This is a genomic window from Vibrio sp. Vb0349, assembly GCF_033338975.1.
Window position 1 is genome coordinate 1 of sequence record NZ_JAWOTS010000165.1, and the last position, 1,498, is coordinate 1,498.

A 1,498-nucleotide genomic window follows, 5' to 3' on the forward strand; every position below is an offset into this window, starting at 1 on the left:
TTGTTTAAAAGATGAGTAACAACAGTACTACCGTGAGCTGTTGGGTTAGAGTAGACAGAGCGGATGATCGCTTTTACTTGAGAGAATGCTGTTGTTGCCACTTCTTCAGATTCAGCGACAAGCGTGAATGCGCCTACACGTTCATTGTATAGGCCGAAGTTTTTCGAGAACGAGCTCGCAACGAGAATTTCTTTGTTGTATTTCGCGAAAGTACGTAGGCCAGCTGCGTCTTCTTCTACACCCTTAGCAAAGCCTTGGTATGCAAAGTCGAACAGAGGAAGCAGTTTCTTCTCAGCAATCAGCTTCGCTAGTGTTTCCCATTCTTCAGCAGTTGGGTCGATGCCTGTTGGGTTGTGGCAGCAGCCGTGTAGAAGAACGATGTCACCTTCAGATGCAGCTTGAAGATCGTTTAGCATTGCATCGAAGTCTTTGTCTTTAGTTTCTGCGTTGTAGTAAGTGTATTGAGCCGTTTCTAGACCTGCAGCGGTAAACACGCCGTTGTGGTTTGCCCAAGTTGGGTTGCTGATCCAGATTTTTACGTTACCAAGTTGGCGTTTGATGAATTCACCCGCCACGCGTAATGCACCTGTACCACCAGGCGCTTGAGCTGTTTTCGCGCGTTTTTCCGCTACGATTTCAGCGTCTGCACCGAAAAGTAGTTTTTGTACCGCCAGACCGTACTCAGCAGTCCCTTCGATGGTTAGGTATGATTTGGTTTTTTCCGTTTCAATCAGTGCTGCTTCGGCTTTCTTTACGGTAGCAAGAACAGGTGTTTCGCCTTGTTCGTTTTTGTAAATACCAACGCCAAGGTTAATCTTTTCAGCGCGAGGATCTTTTTTAAATTCTTCAGTAAGGCCAAGGATAGGGTCGGCCGGAGCGGCAACTACTTTTTCAAACATAATCTTCATCCATGTTAATCGAAGGGGTCTGCTCGTATTTATACCTTTCAGCAATATTCGTTACAACACTTACTGATAAGAAAACGTAAAAAAATTTCGATTTGAAACAGGATGCTAACATAACCGATGCTTTTGCTATGAAAACCTTGGTTAAATCCGGATGTAAAGGGGAGTTTTGTAGCAATTTGGTGCTAATTTATTCAATCGAACAATTCATGAATCTGATGGCTACTGAGGAGCGATTTTAGGCGGTTTAAAACGTGAATCCTGCGAGGTAAGCAGAGCCTGTTGCGAAGGAAAAAGTAGGGAAGGATAAGAAACGCCCCAACGGTGAGGGGCGCTTGCATATTCAATTTACATCGAACGTTGAGGTCTATTTCTTTAGCTCAATTTCTGACTCTACCGCATTGGTTTCGATGTCAGGATTTGAAGACAACTTATCTGTCGCCCAATCGTTCATGTGTTTTAGGATTGCTTTAAGCGCATGCTTTTGTGTTGGGGTGTCACCAGCTTGAACATCTAGTTTTTCTTTTGGGTGTGACCCTGTCGCATCTTCGGCAACGTGTAGCCAATCTGGATGCCAGTAGTAAGGCTGTCCT

General features: G+C 44.6%; 2 protein-coding genes. Both read right to left on the reverse strand.

All coding sequences use genetic code 11. From position 1 onward, the window contains the following. Positions 1-899, reverse strand: an 899-nt coding sequence (locus R7Q47_RS24200) for an amino acid aminotransferase (protein ID WP_318089739.1), incomplete at its 3' end; no start/stop codon positions are given. Between the two features lie 373 nt (positions 900-1,272). Then, positions 1,273-1,498, reverse strand: a 226-nt coding sequence (locus R7Q47_RS24205) for a hypothetical protein (RefSeq protein WP_318089741.1), incomplete at its 5' end; no start/stop codon positions are given.